General features: G+C 36.7%; 20 protein-coding genes. 13 read left to right on the top strand and 7 right to left on the bottom strand.

Annotated elements, in window-relative coordinates; translation table 11 throughout:
- The first annotated feature begins 33 nt into the window (after positions 1-33).
- Together ACEVFT_RS17475 and ACEVFT_RS17470 are read left to right on the top strand one after the other, a co-directional pair.
- Positions 34-1,110 (top strand): PQQ-dependent sugar dehydrogenase, encoded by a 1,077-nt coding sequence (locus ACEVFT_RS17475; RefSeq protein ID WP_393950855.1) that lies wholly within the window; start codon positions 34-36, stop codon positions 1,108-1,110.
- A 50-nt stretch (positions 1,111-1,160) separates the two neighbouring features.
- The gene (locus tag ACEVFT_RS17470; RefSeq protein WP_205444713.1) at positions 1,161-1,580 is read left to right on the top strand and encodes a universal stress protein; all 420 of its coding nucleotides are present in this window, start codon (positions 1,161-1,163) and stop codon (positions 1,578-1,580) included.
- Positions 1,581-1,642: 62 nt separating this feature from the next.
- Here ACEVFT_RS17470 and ACEVFT_RS17465 read toward each other — a convergent pair whose 3' ends face one another.
- From ACEVFT_RS17465 to ACEVFT_RS17435, 7 genes are all read right to left on the bottom strand, one after another.
- Positions 1,643-2,500, bottom strand: coding sequence for a DUF6612 family protein (locus ACEVFT_RS17465; RefSeq protein WP_393950854.1), 858 nt, complete (start codon positions 2,498-2,500; stop codon positions 1,643-1,645).
- Positions 2,501-2,747: 247 nt separating this feature from the next.
- The gene (qoxD, locus tag ACEVFT_RS17460; protein ID WP_205444710.1) at positions 2,748-3,032 is read right to left on the bottom strand and encodes a cytochrome aa3 quinol oxidase subunit IV; all 285 of its coding nucleotides are present in this window, start codon (positions 3,030-3,032) and stop codon (positions 2,748-2,750) included.
- Complete coding sequence (qoxC, locus tag ACEVFT_RS17455) at positions 3,032-3,631, bottom strand: cytochrome aa3 quinol oxidase subunit III (protein ID WP_004226587.1); 600 nt, start codon at positions 3,629-3,631, stop codon at positions 3,032-3,034. The genes qoxD and qoxC overlap by 1 nt, the downstream gene beginning before the upstream one ends.
- A 1-nt stretch (position 3,632) precedes the next feature.
- Positions 3,633-5,576, bottom strand: coding sequence for a cytochrome aa3 quinol oxidase subunit I (qoxB, locus tag ACEVFT_RS17450; protein ID WP_205444708.1), 1,944 nt, complete (start codon positions 5,574-5,576; stop codon positions 3,633-3,635).
- Between the two features lie 60 nt (positions 5,577-5,636).
- Positions 5,637-6,542 carry a cytochrome aa3 quinol oxidase subunit II gene (gene qoxA, locus ACEVFT_RS17445; protein ID WP_342441105.1) on the bottom strand — a complete coding sequence of 302 codons (906 nt, stop codon included), beginning with the start codon at positions 6,540-6,542 and terminating at the stop codon, positions 5,637-5,639.
- A gap of 828 nt (positions 6,543-7,370) precedes the next feature.
- Complete coding sequence (locus ACEVFT_RS17440; protein WP_393950853.1) at positions 7,371-8,213, bottom strand: DUF2785 domain-containing protein; 843 nt, start codon at positions 8,211-8,213, stop codon at positions 7,371-7,373.
- Between the two features lie 830 nt (positions 8,214-9,043).
- Positions 9,044-9,508: a hypothetical protein gene (locus ACEVFT_RS17435; protein ID WP_205444703.1), complete on the bottom strand. Its 465-nt coding sequence runs from the start codon at positions 9,506-9,508 to the stop codon at positions 9,044-9,046.
- 213 nt (positions 9,509-9,721) lie between these two features.
- Here ACEVFT_RS17435 and ACEVFT_RS17430 point away from each other — a divergent pair, with 213 nt between their 5' ends.
- The 11 genes from ACEVFT_RS17430 (at position 9,722) to ACEVFT_RS17380 (ending at position 26,498) form a co-directional block, all read left to right on the top strand.
- Positions 9,722-10,705, top strand: coding sequence for a CDC27 family protein (locus ACEVFT_RS17430; RefSeq protein WP_393950852.1), 984 nt, complete (start codon positions 9,722-9,724; stop codon positions 10,703-10,705).
- A gap of 119 nt (positions 10,706-10,824) precedes the next feature.
- Positions 10,825-12,114, top strand: coding sequence for a trigger factor (gene tig, locus ACEVFT_RS17425; protein ID WP_205444700.1), 1,290 nt, complete (start codon positions 10,825-10,827; stop codon positions 12,112-12,114).
- A gap of 684 nt (positions 12,115-12,798) precedes the next feature.
- Positions 12,799-14,070 carry an ATP-dependent protease ATP-binding subunit ClpX gene (gene clpX, locus ACEVFT_RS17420; RefSeq protein ID WP_205444698.1) on the top strand — a complete coding sequence of 424 codons (1,272 nt, stop codon included), beginning with the start codon at positions 12,799-12,801 and terminating at the stop codon, positions 14,068-14,070.
- 230 nt (positions 14,071-14,300) lie between these two features.
- Positions 14,301-16,625: an endopeptidase La gene (gene lon / locus ACEVFT_RS17415; RefSeq protein WP_342443761.1), complete on the top strand. Its 2,325-nt coding sequence runs from the start codon at positions 14,301-14,303 to the stop codon at positions 16,623-16,625.
- 4 nt (positions 16,626-16,629) lie between these two features.
- Positions 16,630-17,211 carry a ribosome biogenesis GTP-binding protein YihA/YsxC gene (gene yihA, locus ACEVFT_RS17410; protein WP_393950851.1) on the top strand — a complete coding sequence of 194 codons (582 nt, stop codon included), beginning with the start codon at positions 16,630-16,632 and terminating at the stop codon, positions 17,209-17,211.
- A 137-nt stretch (positions 17,212-17,348) separates the two neighbouring features.
- Positions 17,349-17,522 carry a YjfB family protein gene (locus ACEVFT_RS17405; protein WP_081011007.1) on the top strand — a complete coding sequence of 58 codons (174 nt, stop codon included), beginning with the start codon at positions 17,349-17,351 and terminating at the stop codon, positions 17,520-17,522.
- Positions 17,523-17,665: 143 nt separating this feature from the next.
- Positions 17,666-19,327, top strand: coding sequence for a hypothetical protein (locus ACEVFT_RS17400; protein WP_205444695.1), 1,662 nt, complete (start codon positions 17,666-17,668; stop codon positions 19,325-19,327).
- Between the two features lie 201 nt (positions 19,328-19,528).
- Positions 19,529-20,977, top strand: a complete 1,449-nt coding sequence (locus ACEVFT_RS17395; protein ID WP_393950850.1) for an S-layer homology domain-containing protein — start codon at positions 19,529-19,531, stop codon at positions 20,975-20,977.
- Between the two features lie 18 nt (positions 20,978-20,995).
- Positions 20,996-23,923, top strand: coding sequence for a vWA domain-containing protein (locus ACEVFT_RS17390; protein WP_393950849.1), 2,928 nt, complete (start codon positions 20,996-20,998; stop codon positions 23,921-23,923).
- 199 nt (positions 23,924-24,122) lie between these two features.
- On the top strand, positions 24,123-25,487 hold the full coding sequence (hemA, locus tag ACEVFT_RS17385; protein WP_205444690.1) for a glutamyl-tRNA reductase: 1,365 nt from the start codon (positions 24,123-24,125) through the stop codon (positions 25,485-25,487).
- Positions 25,488-25,670: 183 nt separating this feature from the next.
- Positions 25,671-26,498: a cytochrome C assembly family protein gene (locus ACEVFT_RS17380; RefSeq protein WP_205444689.1), complete on the top strand. Its 828-nt coding sequence runs from the start codon at positions 25,671-25,673 to the stop codon at positions 26,496-26,498.
- Positions 26,499-26,508 lie beyond the last annotated feature (10 nt).

The following is a 26,508-nucleotide window of genomic DNA, read 5'->3' as shown; positions in this document are numbered from 1 at the left end:
TTCTATTTTTCATAAATGAGAGGATGATTAATCATGGGACGTTACATGCCTTTATTACTGCTAACGATGATTTTTTGTGTTGCTTGCACATCAACGATGGATAAGAACAATAAAAGGTTAGAAAGTGAGGAAAATCACCCTATAGATTCAATGAATTCCTCTATTGAAATAATAGCAGATCAATTGCAGACACCTTGGTCGATTCAAAAAAGTGGTGATGTCTTTTATCTAGCAGAAAGGCCAGGAAGTATTGTAAAGATTGCAGAAGAAACCGTTGATAGGCAACAGATTATCCTGAAAAAGGAGCTTTCATCCGCGCCAGAAGCTGGTTTATTAGGGTTTGTACTAGCCCCTAATTTTCCTACCAGTCAGATTGCCTATGCGTATTATACGTATGTTGAGGAAGAGGAACAATTTAATCGAATTGTTACGTTAACGTTAATCGATAATAAATGGCTAGAACAGGATCTTATTATTGATAGAATAAAGAGTGGTACATATCATCATGGTGGACGTTTGAAAATAGGTCCTGATGAGAAGCTGTATGCAACGGTAGGAGATGCGACACAACCTTCTTTAGCACAGGATGTGGATGCTTTAGAAGGGAAAATTTTGCGCATCAATTTGGATGGCTCCGTACCGAATGATAATCCTTTTCCGCAATCCTATGTATACAGCTATGGACATCGAAATCCACAAGGCTTAACATGGTCTACTGATGGTACAATGTATGCCAGTGAGCATGGCAATGCAGCAAATGATGAAATTAATATCATTGAGAAGGGGAAGAATTATGGTTGGCCTCTTATTGAAGGAACGGAGAAAGAACAAGGTATGATAACACCTCTCTTTACATCCGGTGCTTCTACCACATGGGCACCATCAGGCATTGCCATTGTAAATGATCAATTATATGTCGCCGCACTAAGAGGTACGGCAGTCCTAGCATTTGATATAAATAAGAACAAACACAATGAACTACTATCAGAATTTGGTAGAATTCGTGATGTCTTTGTGGATGAAAAATTTCTTTATTTTATTAGCAATAATACAGATGGCCGTGGAAACCCGCAACCGCAGGACGATAAACTATATCGAACGCCATTGTGATATAATATTTGAGAAAACATGGAATGGTATGATGAATGGGGAGGACGAACATGGCTAATTATCTTAAAATCGCAGTAGCAATTGATTTCTCAGAACAATCATTAAAAGCATTGGACAGAGCGAGTCAATTAGCAAGAGAATACAATGCTATTTTGCAATTAGTGAATGTAATTGATACGAAATCGTTTGGAGCAGTTTCAGCATATGACTTAAAATATGCGGAGGAATTGAAGAAGGAAAACATTCTTAAAATGGAAAAGCTAGAAAAAGAGGCATTACAGACAGGGGTCAAAGCGGTAGAATCAACGGTAGAAACAGGTTCACCAAAAGGTATTTTAACACAATTACCTCAGGTTGATTTAATTGTTTGTGGTGCAACAGGATTAAATCGTATGGAGAAAATGATGTTAGGCTCTGTTGCAGAGAAAGTCGTACGACATGCGCTATGTGATGTGTTAATTGTTCGTTAGTTTTTTTAATAGTTTAGAATAAAAGAACCTGCTTGTGCTAACTAGCACAAGCAGGTTTTTAATTATTCGATTGTTTGAGCGTTATCAATAATGCTTTGGGGAATATCGATTGTTTTTAGATGATTAAATTCAGTATACGTAACGACTGATTTTGTATTCATTAACAATTCGTCACCTTCTACGGCCATTTTTAAATCAAAATTCATATCCATTTTGTTCGTATCGAAAGTCTCTTTATCGATGTGCAGCACATAATTGATTTTTTCAATTGCTAGTTGATCCAGAGGGTTTTCTTCTAGACCCATATCTTGCATAGACTTATTAATTTCAGAATCGATAAGCTCTTTGAATTTATCGCCTTTTGCATCTAATGTAAGGACATATTCATCATCCGTTTGTTCAAATGTAAAGTCATTAATGAATTTTTTCAGTTGTTCTAGCTGTTCCTTCGCGTCAGCAGAAGCCGCCGTTTGATCTAAAATAGCATCAAAGTTCTCATCAGGAAGCTTTAACCAGCTATCTGTCGTCATATCTTTCATAAATAGGCCAGCATCTTTTTTCATATACATTTCTATTGGCATGTCCATTGTTTCTTCGCCTTCACTCATCATATCTGGCATCGACATAGACCCTGATAAATGCATAGCAAGTGGGTCAACGATGATATCCATCTTCATTTTAGAGTCGATCGAAAACTCCATTGCCTCTTCACCAGATCCAACCTTTGTCACCTGTGTCATATCCATTTTTGCACTTGCACTTTTAATATCAGCCTGACGATCCACTGCTTTGTCATACACTTGTTCTAAAGTGAGTTTGCTTTTATTCGTTGTGTCTTTCGTAGGCGTAGCACTTGAATTACAAGCGGCAAGTGTCAACGCTAGTGTTCCGACTGCTAATACTTTAAAAATTTTCTTCATTACTTTCATCTCCTATTCTTGGTAAAAAACACTATCTACTACTATACGCACTAGAAAAGGAAAAGTTTCATAAATTGTTAGAAAAGAACTAATTTTTTATTAAAAAAACAACATTTTCCCTACTTCTTTTAGTGGTAAACGTGAAAATTATCAAATGAATAGGGATAAAACAAAAAAGCTGTCACGAACTTATCGTACAAAGACAATAAGTTGGGACAGCTTTTTGTTTACACCGAGGCGTAATGGATCAATTATAACCCCAGATCATAGCAAATAATGTACCGATGATTGTCACAACACCTACGAATACTGAGTATAAAATCGTTGTATATAACGTTTTCTTATCTTCAGATTCACCGATGTGCATGAATAATACTAATTGTACAGTTGCTTGTGCAAGGGCAGTTACTAGTAAAATTCCAAATGCCATATTAAGAGACATATCGAATTTAACAACTGCTAAAGCTATAATTGTTAGTAATAGTGAAAAGCCGAAGCCCATCACATGTTGTTTTGGGAATAATTCCTTCATCAGCTAATCAGTCCTTTCAAGTAGACGAAGCTGAAGATGAAAATCCAAACAACGTCTAGGAAATGCCAGTACAATGAGAAGATAAACGCTTTGTTCGCTGTTTGTGGATTTAAACCACGTTTAGCTACTTGGATTAAAATAGCTACGCCCCAGAAGAAACCAAATGTTACGTGGGCACCGTGCGTTCCAAGTAGAGTCATTAATGACGATAAGAATGCGCTTGTTTGAATCGTCGCACCTTCGTGTACATAAGTGACAAATTCATCAATCTCAATAGCTAAGAAGCCAAGACCTAGTAAAAGAGTGATGATAAAGAAAGTCATCATCGCTTTTTTACGTCCGATACGCATTGCATGAACACCAAGGCCAATTGTGAAACTACTTGTTAATAATAAGAATGTTTCCCATAGAACTGGAGTTAATTCGAAAATTTCAGCACCATTTGGTCCACTACCTGTACGTGTATGAAGCGTGAAATACACTGTAAATAATGTGGCAAATAACACGATTTCGGCGCCAAGGAAAATCCAAAAACCAAAGATTTTTAGACGGTTTTCCTCTGTACTATATTCTAATGGAAGTGAAGAATCGATTTTCATATTATTTATCACCTCTCAAGCTTTTCTCAGTTGCCATTACTTCCTCAACTGAAATGTAACGACCATGATCTTTTTCGAATGAACGATGGATCATGAAGCCAAATACACCAAGCATACTGATGATGGCTGGAATCCATAGATTGAATACAGCGAAGAATGCTGCAAGGAAGAAGAATCCACTCATCCAGAATGGTGTGCCTGTATTATTTGGCATGTGAATTTTTTCGATTGGACCTGCTGTAATATCGCGACCTTCTTTTTTGGCGAACCAAAACTCATCTAAGCGAGTAACAGTAGGCACTACGGCAAAGTTATATTCTGGTACTGGAGAATGAGTAGCCCACTCAAGTGTACGACCATCCCAAACATCTGCCTTTTCATTGCGAGGCATATGTTTCCAGCTGTAGTAAATGTTATAGACAATTAATGCAAAGCCGACTGCAAGTCCTAGCGCACCGACGAACGATAACATATTCAATGGACCATAACCAGTAGACTCAGAATAAGTGTACATACGACGAGCATAACCATCTAAACCTAAAATGAATAGTGGGAAGAATGTTACGTTGAAGCTGATGGCAATGAACCAGAAACCAGCTTTCCCTAATTTTTCATTTAGACGGAAACCGAACATTTTTGGCCACCAGTAGTGGTAACCTGCAAGCACACCAAATACTGTACCTGGAATTAATACATAGTGGAAGTGGGCAACTAAGAACATCGTATTATGATATTGGTAGTCGGCACTTGCCATCGCGAGCATAACCCCTGTAACCCCACCAATAGTGAAGATAGGAATAAAGCCAAGTGCATAAAGCATCGGTGTTGTAAATTGAATTTTCCCGTGCCTCATTGTGAGTAGCCAGTTAAATATTTTAACACCAGTAGGAACTGCGATTGCCATTGTTGTAATAGAGAAAACACTGTTAACCATTACACCATGACCCATTGTATAGAAGTGGTGGGCCCAAACTACGAATGATAGTAGGGAAATGACCACCATACTCATCACCATTGATTTGTAACCGTATAAGTTTTTACGTGCAAATGTTGCAATGATTTCTGAGAAAATACCGAAAGCAGGTAGGATAACGATATAAACTTCAGGATGTCCCCAAACCCAGAATAGGTTGGCCCAAAGCATATCCATACCACCGTCTTGCATCGCAAAGAATTTTGTGCCGAATTGACGGTCAAACATCATAAGTGCAAGCGCTACAGTTAATACAGGGAACGCGAATACGATAATAATGTTTGTAATTAAAATAGACCAAGAAAACATTGGCATTTTCATTAATGTCATACCAGGGGCACGCATTTTAATGATCGTCGTGATAAAGTTAACACCTGTCATTAAAGTACCAATACCTGATAATTGAAGTGCTAAAGAATAATAGTTATTCCCTACAGTCGGACTAAATTCCGTACTTGCAAGAGGGAAGTAGGCTGTCCAACCAGCGTCTGGTGAACCACCGATAATGAATGATAAGTTTAATAAACCAGCACCTGCTGCAAATAGCCAGAAGCTGACAGCATTTAAACGTGGGAAAGCAACGTCACGTGCACCGATTTGAAGTGGAATGACAATGTTCATTAACCCGATGACAAATGGCATCGCCATAAATAGAATCATTAATAAACCATGTGTTGTGAAAATCTCATTATAGTGTTGTGCATCAAGAAGTCCGTTATCTGGAACGGCTGTTTGTGCACGCATTAATAGTGCATCGATACCACCGCGGAATAGCATTAATAAGGCTACTGCGATATACATAATCCCGATTTTTTTATGGTCAACAGTTGATAGCCAGTTTTTGTAGAAATAGCCCCATTTTTTGAAATAAGTAAGGCCAGCTACGATAACCACTGCACCAACTACGATACTAATAGCTGCCGCTAAAATCATCGGTTCTTGCATTGGATGGAATAATTCTTCCATACTCATTGGATGCGCTCCTTTCAAAATTAAAAATTAAGTCTCGATTCGTTCAAAGTTAAATTCAAATTAATGACCAGAATGTTCATTATTCATGTCTTCCTCAGACATATCCCCATGATCCATATCATCCATATTCATGTTTTTACCATGTTCCATTGGAGCTGGACTGAAGTCTAAGTGTGTAGATGAGAAGCTTTGGCGACCAACATGTTCTGCCTCTAGAAGCTCATCAAATTTTTCTTCTGTTAATGGTGCTTCTTTTGCTTTTACATCAGCAACCCATTTATCGAAGTCTTCTTGCGTCATAGACTGTGCTTCAAATTCCATTTCAGCAAAGCCACGTCCATTAAAGTTAGAGTTACGTCCCATAAATGAACCAACTTCATCTGCCGCAAGGTGAATTGTTGTTAACATATCACTCATGGCATACTTTTGACCTGCTAATTGAGGAATCCAGAAACTTGTAATTGGACCAAATGAGTAAAGTTTGAACTCGATTGGACGATCCACCGGAATGTTTACATAGTTGACTGTTTCAACACCTTCTTCAGGATAACTAAAGTGCCATTTCCAGTTTGATGATGATGCATAAATAACTAAAGGTTCCTTATCGTCATAACCTGCTGGTTGAGCTTCTACTGTAGATGTTGTTCTTACAGTCACAACAGCTAAGAATGCTACGATAATAATTGGAATTACTGTCCATGTAATTTCAAGAAGATGGCTTCCTTCTTCATGAGGAGGCTCATAATCAGCAGATGCTTTTGATGCACGATACTTTGTAAGCATAAAGGCTAAAAGCACATACACGACTAGTAATATAAAGGCCATTGTAATAATGGATAAGATAATTGTGTTTGATAATGTTTCAGCATTAGGTCCTTTTGGATTGAACACTGTTAATGGTTCACAACCAGCAAGAAGAGCAAGCGCACTCAATGCTACTAACATTAAACTTAATTTTTTCTTCATGTTTGACTCCTTTCTATAGAACGGCTATTCATAAAATTCATGTGTTTTTTTGTCAGTGTCACATTTACAAATAGTAGATACTGAGGTCACCTCTTTTATCTTGGCGTATCAATCAACAACATAAGAAATTACAATGGCATGGTTCAATATGAAACATAAAATCTAGTGTTGACTGATCTGATGCAAGCGTTAGCAAAATCAATGACTTGCGCAATCGTTTTAAATACGTACTTGGTTAACTACGATTGTCACAATCTCTCGTTGTTTGCACATTGGATTATACGCCCTGTTTTTAAGAAAAAACATAATTTTGTTATGAAAATGATAGTATAGCGGTGTTGAATTTGAACATTTTTTGAACGAAAATCGTTATTTTAGTATTGGTATTTATAGGTTTTAATCATTAAACACTGTGGAAACGTTGAAAATACTGCATTCCTGATGTTTACCTAAGTAAATAATTTATATTGTGAAAAATGGCATTTCACATTTTAGACGCTGTTTTGTAATAAAATCATTGCCATATCAGACGTAATGGGATTTTTTATTTGCCTTTTATTAAAAAAAGGAGTACACGTAATGACGTTTTATGGAAACAATAGGTTGAATTTTCAATGAAAGGAATGAGTGAAGCGGGAATAAATGGTGCGGATTATTAATTATGTTAATATAGTAATCAATTTTCTTCAGAATCCAAATTTTTACTTTGTTTGTTTTATCTGAAAAGTAAAAAGCAAACTAAGAGCTGTCTTAGTTTGCTAGTATTTTAGAAAAAAATTATGTTATGAAGAATTAAGTGGAGTTAATCAGCATTTTTAAGATTGCTTGTCAATCACCAAGCTTCAGCCATTTGGCTACTTGACCATAAATCATATTTTGTAGTTGAGGAGCTTTATTATTCATTTTTAAAGAAAAATATAATGTTTTCATAAAGTTTAACGTACAAGTGCGTCCACTAAAGAAGAGCTCATTATAACCTTGTGTCATTAAATGCATTTCAAATTTATCAAAAGCCTGCTCAACAAATTCGATCAGTGCTTCCTCTGAGTAATGTTGAAGTAATAGCGCATCCACGATATTGACTAAGCGTTCCTCTTCGTCATTAACAAAGACGGTTTCTTTCCAAGTGACAAGTTTTAATGCATGTAAGATGGATGGTGCATACTGTAAATCGAATTTTGGATGTTTTATTGTCGTTGCAGCTAAATCTGCACCATGTGCAATACTGTGTGCCCATCCTTTATCCTGAACAAATCCTCTCGTATCTTGCTCTAATAACAAATAGCGGCCAATTTTTTTAAAGAATAGTTGCAAGTCATCATCACTTAAAACGAGTAATTCAGCATCCTTTGCAAGAAGCCCTGCAACAAGTAATGCAGAAAACGAACGAGTAAAGACACTATCTGTTGCTTTTTCTCCAATATGTAAATATAAAAAATCATCACCCGTAACTGTTTCAAACAAATATTGAAGTTGTTGAGGGTTCAATAAATTATCACTTAGTAAATCAACAAAGGTACGATAAATGAGGTGGTCTCGTAATTCAGCATCAACTGAGCCAATATGCGCTAACATCTCCTGTAATAGCCAATCACTATGCTGCAACATAAATGCTTGGCGATCAGACAGTGTCATTGTAGAAAAAGATTGTAATGTTTCTTTAATATCCATGTTTAAGAAAGCCTCCATCATCATTTTTGTACTATTATTATAGCGCCATTTCATTTCGAAAGGATAAATTTGAAACCTTCATTAAATAAGAACTGTTAGAATGCTCTCTTTAAAACATAACTTTTACAATATTATTTCCAGAACCTATAGAAAGTTGTTATGATAGAAACGCAATAAAATGGTAAAACTTAAATGTGAACAATAAAAAAGACATACCTATTTAAGTATGTCTTTGTTTAGTGTTGAAAAACAAAACAGTCAATTGAAAGGTAGAAATGGATTTCCGTTGCAGGCTACTTGCTTTCCTGTGGGCGAGCGCCGAGCCGCTTCCTCCGCTCCTGCTCCGTGCAGGGGCTCGCCTGTCTCGCTATCCCACGGGAGTCAAGTAGCCTTCCACTCCAACCTACAAAAGTGTTACCTTTTTAGCAAAAGTTTTCAAATAAAGGGAAGGTCTTCACTACTCATTTTATGGAGGGGTGTTGTCATTCATCTCTTCTCTACATTGAAAATAAAAGCCTATCCTTTTTCTAAATTATACAAATCATGGCTATTTTGATCGCTACCGCTAGTATGAAAAATAAGGAAAAAACACTTTTACAGAATGGTTGATTGGAGTGGAGCCAGCGTCACTCCTAGGGGATTGAGCGTCACAGAGGAGACCCTGGAGCGAACGTAAGTGAGTGAAGCGGCTCATCGGACGCCCCCTGGAAAGGACGCTGGCGGAACGGAAATCAACCCCACACCTTGCTAAAAAGTCTTTTTCTCCTAGTGACATGATCTTTTTTCAACAACAAGAAAAGACATACCTATTAAAGTATGTCTTTGTCTAGCTAAATAATGACTGCTGATTTGATGCCAATTGGCCATTCAGTAAGCGTGTGTTGATTTGTCTTTAACTCGACAAGAATATTGGCGTTTTTGATTGCATCAATGAGCCATTCACAATAATGACGATTTGGTTCAGGATGTTGTAAAATTTGCTGCATATCTTTTTTATCAACATGTAACAGCTTGTAGTTGCATTCAATGTTTACTTTTTGAGGAATAATGGAAAGAGACTCGTTTTGATGACCAAGTGCAATAGAACCAGGAATACACCCTTGAATTCTTAAAATATAGGTGCTGGCTTCTTGTGTGTAGACGTCGATTTTGGTGCGTGTTAAAAGTTCAAATTCTATCGGCATATCTTGAAGAGGGCCGTTCGTTGTAGAAATTGAAATGACTTTAATCGATAATGCCTCGAATGCAGATGAGATACAATGATCAAATTCTGTAATTGTATCAAGTAATTGCATGGATTCCACTCCTTGTTAAGAACTTGATTTTCTTGATGCAGACAATAATAGGGAACGTCTGCGAATTGTGATAAATTTTAGACTATTCTAATTATAATACAATTTATTACAAAATATGAATGCAAAAGCAATGATTTTTTGTTAAAAACAAGAAACTTGTGGATTTTTTTAGTAAATAATAGAAATGAAAATTAGAATAATGAGGTGAGAAAAATGACAAAAAGAAAGCGTCATGTCATTAAACATGACAATATTGTTGTTTTTCCAGGCGCTGTCCAAACTTTAATACGTGAAGGGCATATGTTTGCTGAAAATTTTCAGTATGATAAAGCGGTGGCAAGTTTTGAAAAGGCATTTGCATACGAAGCTGGAGATGAGTTTGCTCTTAGTGCCTATGCTTTTGCTTTGTATGAATTAAAGGACTATAGCAAGGCAAAAAATGTTTGTGAGCAATTGTTTTCGGTGGGTACAACACTTTATGTAGAAGTCATGGAATTGTACATTACCGTATGCATGCAGTTAAAAGAATATCATCAAGTAGAGTCATTAATTACAACCCTACTTGAAGAAAATGTTTTGCCTCAGGATCAAATTGAAAAATTTGAGCGATTAAAAAATTTGAATAGTGAAGTGTCTAAGAATCTAGAAAAAAAAGAAAATGCACAACGTTTAATAGAGGAACAGGAGTATGATCTTGAGAAATTTTGTGCACTTACTCCAAATGAGCAATCCATTCGCTTACATCGTCTTATGGATACAAATGTAAGACAATTAAAAGAGGCATTAAAAGCAATCATTGAATGTTCAACGGTTCATCCTTTTGTCCAGAGCTTAGCATTAATATTATTAGTGGAACAAGAAGTAGCTATTGATGTTACAATAGCCAAATTCAACCAAATAAAAACCGTTAATCCGACTGAGTTAGTATTGCCTAACCAGTTACCGCAGTATGGAGAAATAAAAAATATATTGGAAATGAAGCTAGAACAAGACCCATCTACGTTGGAAATGGTACAATATTTAATGGCAAAGCATGCCATTGTAACGTATCCTTTTGAATGGCAACCGTTCGAAGCAGATGATGTTGCTTATAGTTATATTGATTTTGTCTTAGCCATGCTAGGAAATGTACAAGAAATGGACTATGAAATCATCGACTTTTTACAAATGTTAGAAAAGCTAACAGAACTACATTAGGTATGAAATAAGTTGAAACTATACACATCTATGTTATACTAAAATGGTTGTCAAAATCGTAGTTACGAATGAATTGTCTAACATCTAAACTTGATTATTTATTTTGGAGGTATTTATACATGTCAGCAAAATGGGAAAAACAAGAAGGTAATATCGGTACTCTTACAATCGAAGTACCTGCTGCAGAAATCGATGCAGCAATGGACCAAGCGTTCAAAAAAGTTGTAAAACAAATTAACGTACCAGGTTTCCGTAAAGGTAAAATGCCTCGTAAAATGTTTGAACAACGTTTTGGTATCGAATCTCTATACCAAGATGCATTAGAAATCATCGTTCCTGAATCTTATGCAAAAGCAATTGATGAAGCTGGAATTATGCCAGTTGATTACCCAGAAATCGCTGGTACAGAAAACTTTGTACACGGCCAAGATTTCACATTCACTGCACAAGTAACAGTGAAACCAGAACCAAAGCTAGGTGACTACAAAGGTTTAGAAGTATCTAAACTGCCAGTAGAAGTAACGGATGAAGAAGTAGATGCTCAAATTCAAGATCAATTAGCTCGCAAAGCAGAACTTGAAATCAAAGAAGACGAAGCAATCGTAGAAGGTGATACAGCTGTGATCGACTTCGAAGGTTTCGTAGGTGAAGAAGCTTTTGAAGGTGGAAAAGGCGAAGACTATCCACTAGAAATCGGTTCAGGTTCATTCATTCCAGGTTTTGAAGAGCAACTTGTTGGTGTTAAAACTGGCGAATCTAAAGATGTTGTTGTGACATTCCCAGAAGAATACCATGCAGCTGAATTAGCTGGTAAAGAAGCTACTTTCAAAGTAACAGTGAAAGAAGTTAAAACAAAAGTTCTTCCTGAGTTAAATGATGAATTCGCAAAAGAATTAGATCCAGAAGTTGAAGGCGTTGAAGCTTTACGCGCTAAAATTAAAGAACAAACTGCAGCTCAAAAGGCAACAGAATCAGATGCTGCTCTTCGTGATGAACTAGTAGAGAAAGCTGCTGAAAATGCTGAGTTTGAAGTGCCAGCAGGTATGATTAACTCTGAAACTGATCGTATGTTACAAGAATTTGGTCAACGTTTACAAATGCAAGGTATGAACTTAGACCTTTACTACCAATTCTCTGGTCAATCAGAAGAAGACCTACGTGGTCAAATGAAAGAAGAAGCAGAAAGCCGTGTACGTGTTTCATTAACACTTGAAGCGATTGCTGAAGCTGAAAAAATTGAAGCATCTGAAGCTGATATTGAAGCAGAATTAGAAAAAATGGCTGCTCAATTCAACATGACAAATGATCAAATCACAAGTGCTTTAGGTGGTACAGCAGTACTTGAAAACGACATCAAAATCCAAAAAACAGTTGAATTTTTAGTAGAAAACGCTAAAATTACTGAATAAGATTTTGTGTAATTAGATAGCCCAAAAAAACAAGGTACGGCATGAATCCGTGCCTTGTTTTATCACATAAACTCTTAAAAATCAGTCCCCTTAACGTTTATTTCACTTTATACTTCACTTATACATAGTATTGTTTTAGTTTTTATCTTCATTCAGCAGATGTTTTTGTATCCAAAGCATAACGTCAGGTACAAATGACGCCCATCTCACATAGATGGTGAACTGTATGCCTTTTTAACCTTTTTAGTGTGTGTTTAAACCACGACTGAATGAAGATAGAGCCTGCTGGCAGGTGTCAAGGATTTGGATTGATGTCCAGACGCTATTTGAGTCAAGGCGAAATTGATACGATGCTAAACTTAACTTCATTCAGAGAGGTCATAATAAATAAAACTTATTTTTTGAGTGATATATACCCTTGGTTGATGAATGTAGTAGATTTATAAATAGAGATCAGTAGTTTGTAGTGTGTCGGAAGTAAATAAATGTAACTTTATAGCAGTATAAGGTGGCGAAGTAAGCAGGTTTCGATAGCATGCTTCGTAAGGCAAATGAAGTAAAGGACATGACGATACGTTATAATCTATACATGCATAAATGCTGAGGCGTAAATGATGCAGACAATTTATTTGATAAAGGTTCAATAATCTTGTAAGATTGTTGCTTGAATAGGGGTGAAACATATTGTTCAAATTTAATGATGAAAAAGGCAATTTAAAATGCTCATTTTGTGGAAAGCCACAAGAACAAGTGCGTAAATTAGTTGCAGGTCCTGGTGTTTATATTTGTGATGAATGTATCGAGCTTTGTTCAGAGATCGTTGTAGAGGAACTAGGTGTAGAGGAGGAAATTGAATTCCAAGATATTCCGAAACCTAAAGAAATCTTAACGATTCTAGATGAGTATGTAATTGGACAAGAGCGTGCTAAAAAGGCATTGGCAGTCGCAGTTTACAATCACTATAAACGTATCAATACGAATAGTAAAATTGATGATATTGAATTAGCAAAATCGAACATTGTGTTAATCGGCCCAACTGGTAGCGGTAAAACTTTATTAGCTCAAACGTTAGCACGTATTTTAAATGTTCCATTCGCAATTGCGGATGCTACCTCCTTAACTGAAGCAGGTTATGTTGGTGAGGACGTTGAAAATATTTTATTAAAGTTAATCCAATCAGCTGATTACGATATCGAACGCGCTGAAAAAGGGATTATCTATATTGATGAAATTGACAAAGTTGCACGTAAGTCAGAGAATCCATCTATTACACGAGATGTTTCTGGTGAAGGTGTTCAGCAGGCACTCCTAAAGATTCTGGAAGGAACAGTTGCAAGCGTTCCACCGCAAGGAGGACGAAAACATCCTCATCAAGAATTTTTACAAATCGATACAACTAATATTCTTTTCATTGTGGGTGGTGCATTTGATGGCATTGAAACCATCATTAAACGACGTCAGGGTGAAAAAGTAATAGGATTCGGTTCAGATCCGAATATAGTAGATGTAGATGAAGGTTCTATTATGTCCAAGCTGATTCCTGAGGATTTATTGAAATTTGGTTTAATACCAGAGTTCATTGGTCGATTACCTGTACTTGCGAGTCTGGAGCAATTAAACGAAGCTGCACTAGTACAAATTTTAACAGAGCCGAAAAATGCACTAGCCAAGCAATATCAAAAAATGCTTGAATTAGATGGTGTTGAGCTTGAATTTGATGAAGGTGCTCTTGTGGAAATTGCTAAGGAAGCGATTGAACGTAAAACAGGTGCGCGTGGTCTTCGTTCAATTATTGAGTCAACAATGCTTGATGTAATGTACGAATTGCCTTCACGTGAAGACGTAAAAAAATGTATCATTACAGCAAAAACAATTACGGATAAAGAAAAACCGAAATTGCTTCTTGAAGATGGCACTGAACTCGATGAAGGTAGCGACACTAAAACTTCAGCATAATGAATAGACGTGGCTGTCTACCGTTGTGAGATAGAGAGTAATTAGCTGACTTCGATTGTGCAATGTTCGCACATATCGACAGTCAGCTTTTTATTCATTCCTACATAAAGCCAGCTGTAACTTGAAGAAATTTTTGGCTCGCTTCAATAACTAGTGTGAATCAACTTTTTAAACACATACTAGTAGCGCGGGATGTTAACATGAAAATTTTGACGGAGGTGAATGCCCGCATGGTGACAATACAAAAAACAACAAATGTACCATTATTGCCTTTGCGTGGACTTTTAGTATTCCCATCGATGGTGTTACATATTGATGTGGGTAGAAATCGTTCTGTAGCGGCGCTTGAGCAGGCAATGTTAGAGGACCAAATGATTTTATTGGTGACACAAAAAGAAATGCACGATGAACAGCCTGAAGAGCAAGATCTGTATTCAGTTGGTACAATTGCTTATGTCAAACAAATGCTAAAATTACCAAACGGCACGTTACGTATCCTTGTAGAAGGAGTTGCTCGTGCAACGTGGGAAAACTATCGTGCATTAGAGAAGTATACAGTTGTGGATATTGATATGAAAGAGGAGTCAACAGAAAAAGATGTAGAAACGCAAGCATTGATGCGTACATTGTTGACGTATTTTGAAAAATATGCAAAATCCTCCAATAAAATTACGACTGAGACGATCAATACTGTAACGGATATTGAAGAGCCTGGCCGTTTAGCAGATATTATTGCTTCTCATTTGCCATTTAAAATGGCCGACAAGCAAGAAGTATTGGAAATGCTTAGCGTTAAAAAACGACTAGATCATTTAATTATTCGCTTACATGATGAACAGGAAGTATTGGATCTAGAAAAGAAAATTAATTCCAAAGTAAAGCAATCAATGGAACGCACGCAAAAAGAATATTATTTACGTGAGCAAATGAAAGCTATCCAAACGGAGCTGGGCGATCGCGAAGGGAAAACTGGAGAAGTTGCGGAATTACGTAAGCGTATCGACGAAGCGGGTATGCCTGAATCAACAAAAGAAGCGGCACTGAAAGAATTAGATCGCTATGAAAAAATACCTGGAGCTAGTGCAGAGAGCGGTGTTATTCGCAATTATATTGATTGGCTTATCTCATTACCATGGACAACTGCTACAGAGGATCGCATGAATATTGCGCATGCTGAAAATATTTTAAACCGAGATCATGATGGATTAGAAAAAGTCAAAGAACGTGTTTTGGAATATTTAGCAGTACGTCAGCTGAAAAATTCACTGCGAGGACCTATTTTATGCTTAGCAGGACCTCCAGGAGTAGGTAAAACATCATTAGCTCGCTCCATTGCGGAAAGCTTAGATCGTAAGTTTATTCGTATTTCTTTAGGTGGTGTGCGGGATGAATCGGAAATTCGTGGTCATCGACGTACGTATGTTGGTGCAATGCCAGGACGTATTATTCAAGGAATGAAAAAAGCAGGTACCGTTAATCCAGTATTTTTATTAGATGAAATCGATAAAATGTCTAATGATTTTAGAGGTGACCCTGCAGCAGCCATGCTTGAAGTCTTAGATCCTGCACAAAACAATACATTTAGTGATCATTATATTGAGGAACCATATGATTTATCAAATGTGTTATTTATTGCCACTGCCAATGACTTAAGTAGTATCCCTGGACCATTATTAGATCGTATGGAAGTAATTTCTATTGCAGGTTATACTGAAATTGAAAAATCTCAAATTACGAAAAATCATCTGATACCAAAGCAGCTTAAAGAACATGGTTTGAAAAAAACACAAGTAGTAATTAAAGATGAAGCTGTCACTGATATTATTCGTTATTATACACGGGAAGCAGGAGTTCGCGGTTTAGAACGACAAATCGCTACGCTTTGCCGTAAAATCGCCAAAATAATAGTATCTGGTGAGAAAAAACGAGTAACGGTTAACTCAAAATCGTTACAAGATTTACTTGGTAAACATCGTTTCCGTTATGGTCAGGCTGAAAAGGAAAATCAAGTAGGTGTAGCAACTGGACTTGCGTATACAACAGTTGGTGGAGATACATTACAAATCGAAGTATCCTTAACACCAGGTAAAGGGAAGTTACAACTTACTGGTAAGCTTGGTGAAGTAATGAAGGAATCTGCTCAAACAGCATTATCCTATGTTCGTACGAAGATGGAGCACCTCAATGTGGATGCCGAATTTTTTGATACACATGATATTCATATCCATGTGCCAGAGGGTGCTGTACCTAAAGATGGGCCATCAGCTGGTATTACAATGGCAACAGCTATCGTTTCTGCTATTTTACATCGCCCGATTCGCCGCGAAGTAGGTATGACAGGTGAAATTACCTTACGTGGCCGTGTATTACCTATCGGAGGCTTAAAAGAAAAAACACTAAGTGCTCACCGTGCAGGCTTAACGACGATTATTTGTCCAAAGGATAATGAACGTGATATAGAGGATATTCCTGACAGTGTACGCGAGCAACTAACATTTAAACTAGTGACATCGGCTGATGAAGTATTAGCCTATGCACTGGACGGAGGTTTTTAGAAAAATGAAAGTCCATAATGTCGAAATGGTCATTAGTGCGGTACGACCAGACCAATATCCAGAAGATGGACTGCCAGAATTTGCATTAGCTGGTCGTTCGAATGTAGGGAAGTCTTCCTTCATTAATCGAATGATCGGACGTAAAGCTTTAGCACGTATTTCATCTAAGCCTGGTAAAACACAAACCCTTAACTTTTATAAAATTGAAGAGCAGTTATTTTTTGTGGATGTTCCGGGTTATGGCTATGCAAAGGTTTCTAAATCTGAGCGTGAGGCATGGGGAAAAATGATTGAGCGCTATTTTACAGGGCGCCAGGAGTTAAAAGCAGTCGTACAAATTATTGATTTGCGTCATCCTCCAACAGCTGATGATCGCATGATGTATGCTTTTTTAAAGCATTACAATATTCCTTGCATTGTTATTGCGACGAAGGCAGATAAGATTCCAAAAGGTAAATGGGATAAACATAAGAAAATTGTCAAAGAGACATTGGAGATGGAAAAAAGTGATCCACTTATTGTCTTCTCTTCCGAAACGGGTCTTGGCTTTGAGGAAGTTTGGAAAACAATCGAAAATAAAATGTAATAATAAACATCTATTGTGTCTAAAGCGTTAGGACAATAGATGTTTTTGTATTTTCAATAGGGGGATGTGTAGAAAATTAGGGAAAATACTTGATGATGAAACTATTTGTCCGATAAATTAGATAGGAGGTGGACTAAATGGATATCGCAGCTTTATCGATGGCAATGAATCAAGCAACACTAATGCAAAATGTATCTTTAGCTGTTACGAAACAGGCAATGGAGATGCAACAGCAAAATACAGAACAGTTAGTTGAAATGTTAGATGCTCCACATCCAACAGCCGGACATACAATTGATATTCAAGTATGAAGCAGGCAAGGTAGCTTGAAGTTAAAAGCTACCTCAACTTTTTTCATTAGAAATAAATTCAAAAAGGCCTAAAATGTAACTTTTCGAATAAGAAAAACTACCAATAATACGATATACTAATAATTAGTAAGGAGGCAGGTTTTTTGAAAAAATATTCATATATACTTATGATCGTGTTACTGATGATAGTAGGTTTTTCCTTTAACCAAACTGCTAAAGCAGCCCAATTAGTGACTGGGACCTTTGTCGATGTAACATTTTCAGAATATACAAAGCCAGATGGCACGATAGAAAAGCAGCTTAGTAAAATAACATTGGAAAATGATCGTGGACGAACAGTGACATTCAATATTAATAAAAACACGCGATTATATATTAATAATACGTCAACGACTATTGAGGGCTTTAAGATGGGAATGGAAGTTGAGGCTGAAATTTCTCTCAGAAGTGTTGTTGAACTTCGCGGTACCTCTAATACACCAACAGAAACAAATGTACCATCAACTGGAAGTAGCAACGGTAAAACGATGGCTGGTGTCGTAACGAGTATTGATCCAAATGGATTATTTATTATGGTCAAACCAGATGTTGGTGCAGAAACGACTTATTATTTAAACAAAGAAACCAATTATCAAAAAGGTTCTTCTGCAACGGATATTAGTGCATTATATGTTGGGGATCGAGTTAAATTAAGTTTTAAAAATAAAACCTCCTCAGTCCTATCAAAGGTAGCTATCAGTGAAACAGGTACACTAGTAGAAAACTTATATAAAGGTGAGATACAAGCGGTCAATCCGAATGCCAATAAGCTAACCGTGAAAAATCAACATGCCTTTGTTAACTGGCAATTTGGCTCACAAGCAACAAACGATCTTTCAACAATGCCTTTTACATCTAAAGTACCAATATATGTGGGGAATACGAAAGTCGAGAAAGGTCAGCTGAAAAATTATATAGGCAGCGAAGCATACTATGCGACCGTTAAACAATTCGGTAAGGAAGTAATCGAGAAAATCGTCGTATTGAAAAATAACGAACGAACATATTACGAACCCATGCTGTCTGTAGATACAGATTACCAACTACTGAAACTGAAAACAGCAGGTACCATGTACTTCCATAATGGAACTATTTTAATTCGAAATGGACGTTTAATTGAACCTACTGGTCTAATGGCATATGGTACTGCTTTTGTCGTGGCTGATGGTGCTACGCGCGATCATTATGCACAAGTAATACAAGTAACAAGTGATAGCTTCATGTCACCTAATCTAGCTGGCCATGAATTATATTATGGACGCTTATCTCAAGCTGATGGATATGTAATTGAAATTGACGATGCTATGAAGATTGAGTCAAATGTTTTCAAAAAAGCAGATCGTACGGTATTGTCGGTTAGTAATTCCACAAAAGCGATGGTAGATGATGGCAATAAAACCTATAGTGTCATGCCTGATATTGAACTTTACTTATCTGAGGGCGACTATGGATATTTCTATGTGAAGGAAGGCCATGTACAAGCTCTTCATATTTTAGACAATGCTAAACCTGTTGCGCCTCTAATGCTTGCAGGGAAGCTACAGTCTGTGAAATCTACGTATCCTGCTGTGATTAATGTCAAGAGTGTTAGTCAATGGCAGAATGGTCGTTGGTATGAAGCAGGTGAGATGGTTAATATGAATATTGACCAAGCGACACTGATAAAAGCAGGTAAGGTGATTCAAGCTTCTGACTTACAGCCATCTGATCGTTTAGTAGTATTATCAGATCGATTTGTGAAAGCTCATTTTATTTTGGTAGATTAGCATAAATAGTTAACTAAAAAAAATCTGCGAGTCTAATGCGAATAGTATTTGCAAAAGAGCGATGTTTCTTATCTAAAAAAGAGGAAGGTTACTTCGCATAAGCTATATTGTGCATACTTTTGCTAGACGAGCAGATTTTTTAGTAGTATTAGAACAAGCTTCATTCTGCACGCCATGCACAGTGAAAGAGAGGAAAAGTGAATGCAAAAAAAATTATCTAAAATCATGTTCATCGTTCTTGCTATTTTTTTGATTGGAACTACTATTCCGTTCAATGCATCAGCCGCTTCATTAGAAACAACGGGTGCTGTAAAAAACGAGTATACATATGAAGAAGCCGTGTTCCTATCAGGGACACCTGTTATTTTTAAAGGGACAAGTAAAGATATTAAAATTGCACAAAAAGAATCAAAAGGTAAATTAACTGAAACGTATAGTATGAAGTTAACAGCAAGCAATGGTGCTACATTGACAAGAAATATTGCCTACGAATCAGATGTAGTGGATTATGCAGTTCTTGGTCAAAAAACATCTAATGGTGAAGTAAAGAAATACACTGAAAAAATTACAATTGGCGCCATTACGTATTCATTAGTCGATTATCAATTTTCACAAGGAACAGTTACTGATAATCGTGCAGCCTCAGATTATTACTCAGGAAATATTATTTCTAGGAAAACCTATGCTTTTGAAACAGGAAAAGGGAAAAATGCTGTTCAAAACACAGTTACAATTGAAACAGATAGTCGACATGCAGGCTATGAGAACTTCTGGGGTGCGACTGAAACTCAAATCACAGAGTCTGTTTATTCCTATAGTGATGGCAAGACAAGCCATGTGAAAAATCGTTTATCTACAAGTAAATCACGTGTCTTAAATTATGAGGAAAATCTCGGTAGCTTAGGGAGTTTTGAAGGGGGATATGCAGTCGTTAGTGAAAAGGATGTTATTTCTGAATATACATACGACTTATCTTCAGGGCAAAAAGGAACGCTAGATTTAGATACAGAGTACATGCCAACAATTGAGCGTCTCATAATTCCTAAATTCAGAGATTTAACAACCCATTACGCGAAAGAAGCAATTGAAAAACTTTATTCTCTAGGTATTTACTCGGATTCAAGTAATTTCTTCTCTCCTAATACGCCAATGAAACGTATTGATTTTACGACGGCTATTGGGAAAGCAGTGGACTTACGTGTGTTTGAAGAAAAGAAATCAAAAAAGACACCTACTACAAGTGTTTTTAAAGATTTGAAGCGTTCTATCAAAGATTACGGCTATATTGAATCAGCATTAAATAAAGGGATCATTAAAGGTGTATCAGCTGACTACTTTAAGCCAGATAATGCGATTACTCGAGCACAGGCCGCAACAATTTTTGTTCGTGCCTTAGGACTTGAAAATAGAGCACCCGATCCTGGCTACTTAACTAGATTTACAGATGATAAACAGATTCCAAATTATGCGAGAGATGGCATCTATATAGCGAATGAACTTGGTTTAATGATTGGTGATTCTGCTGGTCGCTTTAACCCAAATAAACCGCTAACTCGTGCGGAGGCATCAGTCGTTCTAGAACGCTTCTTGAAATATTTGGAAGATGACTTAAAACAAAACTATCGTGATGACATATTGTTCTTTAACTAAAGAAAGGATGGAACAAAAATGACATATGTAAAAAAGGCATTGCTTGCTATGCTTTGCTTCATGCTCCTACTGATGACAGCGACACCCACTGTCACTCAAGCAGCTACAACCATTAGAGATGTTCCAACAAATAGCAATAATTATAAAGCTATTTCCTGGGCGGTCGATAATGACCTAATGTCCTTAAATAGTGCAAGTAACTTTTTACCGAATGAGCAAGTGACAGATCGTGAGCTTGTCCTGATGTTTGCCAAGCTAGATCGTAACTATGCGTTATCTTATGTAGATAGTGTTGCTTATAATTTCTATAGCGATTTTTATTTACCATTTAACGGCACACATGTGAATACGAATCGAACAAAAGCCGTAACGCGCGGCCAATTTGCCCAAATTTATGCTGCTTTTAAAGGCTTAGATTTAGATGAGCCACAGGCAGTGCAATATTTATATTCAAATGATTTATCTACAAGTTCTACAGGCAAAAAGACATTTGCTAGCTTCAATCCATCTACAAAATTAACACGTGGTGATGTTGCTGAATTCTTATATCGTGCTGTTCAAAATAGCACTTTTGCAGTACAAGGATTAAAACGTAGTCCAGCGGGTCGCGATAATGATAGCATTACGTTACCTCCAGGTTTTATGGGATCTAGTAGTGCTGATTTTGAAGAACCGAAGGATAATTCAAATGATTTTACTGGACCGAACAATGTCAATAATGCACTGCAAAGTATTGTGGTGGAAAAACCTGATTTAATTGCAAATAATGTGGATACAACACTTGTTACGGTGTCTTTAAAGGCTTGTAATGGTGATCCTATCGCAGATGATAAATCCTATTCATTCCGCGTGAAGGCATCCTACGGAAATATTGTTGATACTTCAGGTGAAGCAGTTGATATTGTCCAATCGGATGGTTCAACTGTGTCCGCTATCGTTGTAGCACCAAAATTAACTAAATCGGTACGTGATACCATCACTTTTGAGCTAATTAATAATACAGACCCAGCAATGAAGTGTCTTGTTGGAGAGAAATTAAATGCAGAAGTGCGTTACGCACCACAGCCTGAATTGCGTATTGATTACCAAGTATACGACCCAGGAAATACGGATGATAATGGCAGCGTGATACCTGAATTTCCAAAAAGTGAAGATATCCCAGAGTTCTTTACGCAAAACCTAATTGATGTGTATAGCCCAGTTCCTTTTGACTTTGATGGGGATAGAAAGCTATTTAGTATTGGACAGCAAACAAATGTAACAGATGTTTTAGGAAATGTGCAAAACATCTATTTACGTTACGGTGGATCTGATCCTAAATATCCAGCATTAGGTTATGAAAATGCTATTCTACAATTTGAAAACTATGATATTTCTGTTCACTTATTTGAGGAACTTTTAAAGACGCGTTTCCAAAACTCTGTTACAACTAAAGATAATACAGCTATAACGGAAATCATGTATATGATTGCTGACGATGGTCGTCCTATTTATCGCGTTCAAGGCATTGATGATGATATTGCCTCACAGGTAGAAAACATTAATCCAGTCGGCGCTATTATTCAACTTATGAAAGAGATGCCAGACGAAAAGGATTTAACATTAGAGCATTATGATAGTGTTATGAAGATTTATACGATCTTCACAAACTTAAGTAACTATGACCGTACAGTATTATTAAAATATCAAGGCGGTAAATTACTTGGGCAAGTAGAGGCCTATAAAAAACGAGTAGAGGCATTAAAGGAAAGTGCCGATGCGGCATCAAGACCATCAGGAAAAGATCGTTATACAAAAGTGATGGTGACTTTAGTGCGCCCAGGTGGAGAGCCTATTACGGATTATCAAGGGACAGTCAAAATTAAGTATGATGGAGTGGAAAAAACAGCTTCATTCATTACGAACACTTCAGACCCATTGAATAATACAGGGAATCCAGGTACTGCCGTAGCCTACTTTGATTCAATTATTTATGGAAAATCTAAAGTGGAAGCAATACTTGTCAATCCAATAGACCCACGCTACGCAACATCCTTGAAGGGTTTAAAAGATAAAACAGTAACGAAAGACATTTTTGCTAATCCATACTTCAGTAAAAATTCTTGTTCTTTAGCAACAGAAATTGCCTATGTAGTGGATTATTCCTCTTCCATGAAGGCCGTTGATCCAACAAATTATCGTGGAAAGAAAATGATTGAACTAATCAATCAATTAAAGGCTAAAAATAACATAGTCATTGAAACGAATACAAAAGCAACGGTGCTTGGAGAAGGTACAACAGAAAATGTGCTAAAAAAAGATCTTTATAAAGCATCAAAAGAGAAGGGTGCAACTGATATTTTTGCAGGCATTGATATTGCTTTAACAAAATTCTCGAATGATTCGAAAACATCTAAAGCGATTGTCGTTGTATCTGATGGTAAAACAAGTAAATCAAAAATGACAAAAGTTATAAATGAAGCGAAAAAGCAAGGTGTCAAAGTATACACAGTAAGTATGGGCAAGAAATCACAAGTAAATGATGCCACTTTAATGCAATTATCTTCAGAAACGGGTGGAACGTATTTCCATGCAATTGATAATTTACAATTGCATCAAGTATTCCAGAAGTTAATTGATACAATTTTATGTAAAACGCCAGCTTCAAGCTGTATCAATCCAGAAGATTTATTTGAAGAAACGAGCGTTTCTCTACGAAAAGGCTATATTACAATGAGCGCACGAGTTGATGGTAACTGTCAAAATGTTGCCAAGATGAATGTACGTTTTAATTCGATCAGTGGAGATGTCCAATTTGATTTGCAAAAGCGTAGTGATCATGTTTATATGTTAACGAAAACCGTCCAAACTATGCAGGATTTTAAAGTTAATGATGAGATTGAGTTTATAGCATATGATAAAGATGGAAATATGATTGCATTAAAGACTGTCTCAATAACAAATTAATGAGAGCAAACTGCCTCCGAATGTGGGGCAGTTTTTTTAATTTGAAACAACACGTATAATTTGTTACACTTAGTTTATAATAATTCTAATGTAGATGACGAATTGCAGTTCTTCATGACATGTTCACAAATTAATGATGAACTATTGTCGAACTGTGCTATAATGAGATTTGTGAATTAGAACGTGTGAGGTGTTATTCATGCATGCCATCGTAGTAGGCTTGAATTATAAAACAGCGCCTGTTGAAATACGTGAGAAGTTATCATTCATTGAGAGTGAACTGCCACAAGCAATGGAAGCGCTGCAAAAGCAAAAAAGTATATTAGAGAACGTAATTGTTTCGACATGTAATCGTACAGAAATATATGCTGTTGTGGATCAATTGCATACTGGACGTCATTTTGTGAAACAATTTTTAGCCAACTGGTTTGATTTGCCTGTGGAGACATTTTCTTCGTATTTAACAATTCGTGAAGAAGATGAGGCAATCGAACATTTATTTAAAGTGACAGCTGGAATCGATTCAATGGTTCTAGGTGAAACACAAATTTTAGGGCAAGTAAAAAAAAGCTTTTTAAGTGGACAAGAGATTGGCACAACAGGAACGGTATACAATCAACTATTTAAACAAGCAGTAACATTTGCAAAGCGTGCACATAATGAAACAGCGATCGGTGAAAATGCGGTATCCGTTTCCTATGCTGCCGTAGAATTAGCAAAGAAAATTTTTGGCTCATTACAACGCAAGCATGTAGCTATTTTAGGTGCAGGAAAAATGGGGGAACTTGCGATTGAGAACCTTTATGGTAGTGGCGTAGGGAAAGTTACTGTCATTAACCGTACATTTGAAAAAGCAGAAAGCCTAGCGGCTAAATTCCATGGTGAAGCTAAATCAATGAAGGAATTACAATGTTCATTGTTAGAAGCGGATATTTTAATTACTTCAACAGGTGCAACAGATTATGTTATTGATTACGAGCTGATGCAATTTGTGGAACGTTTACGTAAAGGAAAACCATTATTTATGGTAGATATTGCGGTTCCTCGTGATATTGATCCACGAGTGGGCGACCTACCAAATGTTTTCCTCTATGATATCGATGATTTACAAGGTATTGTCGAGGCGAATTTAGCAGAGCGTGAACGTGCTGCTGCTGATATTACCGATATGATTGGCAAAGAAGTTGTGCAATTTAAAGACTGGGTAGCAACGCTTGGGGTAGTTCCGGTCATTTCAGCATTACGTAAAAAAGCGAGTCGTATTCAAGAAGAGACAATGATGAGTATCGAAAATAAAATGCCAGATTTAACGGAACGTGAACGTAAAATTTTAAGCAAACATACAAAATCTATTATCAATCAATTGTTAAAAGAGCCAATCTTACAAGCTAAGGAAATGGCTAATTCTCCAAAAGCAAATGAACAGTTACGTTTATTCCAACAAATTTTTGGTATAGAGGATGCTGTGGAAGTTGAAGTTCATGAGATGACAAAGCAAGAGCTTGAGCGCAAAGAACGCTCGCAGGTATCTCAGACTTCTACTGAGCCAAAGTACTCTTTCTAAAATATCTATTGCGCTTGCGTAGACAAATGTGGTTGTACATGAGTATTATGCGCAATTGGATTTTCTACTGATATTACACGAGGCGTTTTCGTATCTGTATGGTAAACTTAAGATACGAAAACGTTTTTTTGTTTTCTATGCTAGAATAGCTTAATTAATTTCACGACAAAGAAGGGATGTCTATTGGCTGATTTGACCATGACGAGGTTGTATGAAGTGATGATCGTCTTGTATGCGATCAGTCTAGTTTTTTACTTTACTGATTATTTTTATAAGCAAGTACGAGCAAGGCGTATTGCTTTTTGGCTTGTTTCATTTGTATGGGTGATTCAAAGTGCCATTATCATTTTAACGTTTGTGGAAACGAAGCGTTTTCCGATTTTATCCTTGTCTGAGGGAATTCTTTTTTATTCCTGGTTACTCGTGACGTTATCCATTTTCCTTCATTGCATAGCAAAGGTGGATTTACCTGTGTTTATTATTAATATACTAGGATTTTTATTCGCTAGTATATTTACATTCATGCCGAAGCGTCCTACAGGAGCTGTCGGGGATACATTAATTTCGGAAATGCTTTTTATTCATATATCATTTGCAATATTGTCCTATGCAGCGTTCACTTTAACATTTGTGTTTGCCATTTTGTACCTCGTTTTATATCGTTTGCTGAAAAAGAAAAAGTGGTCACACTTATGGACAAGGTTGCCTTCCTTACAGCAGACGAGTAGCTGGATGAATATTTCATTTTTTATTGGGATACCAATGTTATTTATAAGTTTAATATTAGGGTTTGAATGGGCACTATTAACATTAGAGAGTCTTTCGATTTTCGATGCGAAAATCATAGGGTCTTTCATTATTTTAATTTTGTATTGTTTTATCCTATATGTGAATCGTAAAAGCAAGCTGATAGGTACAACTTATGCGTGGGTACATATTTATGCCTATCTGCTAGTCGTTGTGAATTTCTTCCTAGGAAGTAGTTTGTCGCGATTCCATTTATGGTATTAGAAGAAAGGTT

Origin of the sequence: Lysinibacillus sp. PWR01, assembly GCF_043359455.1 — a bacterium.
In the GTDB taxonomy this organism is placed as follows: Bacteria; Bacillota; Bacilli; order Bacillales_A; family Planococcaceae; genus Lysinibacillus; species Lysinibacillus fusiformis_F.
This window is presented reverse-complemented; position numbering and strand designations above follow the sequence as displayed.